Raw genomic sequence first — 278 nt, forward strand, 5'->3', positions numbered from 1 at the left:
GACGTCGGCGACCGCCCCCACAAACTGTTCCTCCACTTCTTCGAATCCCCCACCGAAATCCTCGGCGACAACGGCAAAGTCGTCGGCCTACGCACCGAACGCACCGAACTCGACGGCACCGGCAACGTCCGCGGCACCGGAAAATACAACCAATGGGACGTCCAAGCGGTCTACCGCGCCGTCGGCTACCTCTCCCAGAACATCACATCCCTGCCCTTCGACGAACAAGCAGGCACCATCCCCAACGAAGCCGGACGCGTGCTCGCCGACACGGGTCA

General features: G+C 63.3%; 1 pseudogene. It reads left to right on the plus strand.

What is annotated here, in order from left to right:
• Positions 1-278 (plus strand): annotated as a pseudogene (locus RhoFasB10_RS26055) (pyridine nucleotide-disulfide oxidoreductase); the annotation flags it as partial.

It is taken from the genome of Rhodococcus sp. B10, from assembly GCF_011770055.1.
Lineage (GTDB): Bacteria > Actinomycetota > Actinomycetes > Mycobacteriales > Mycobacteriaceae > Rhodococcoides > Rhodococcoides kyotonensis_B.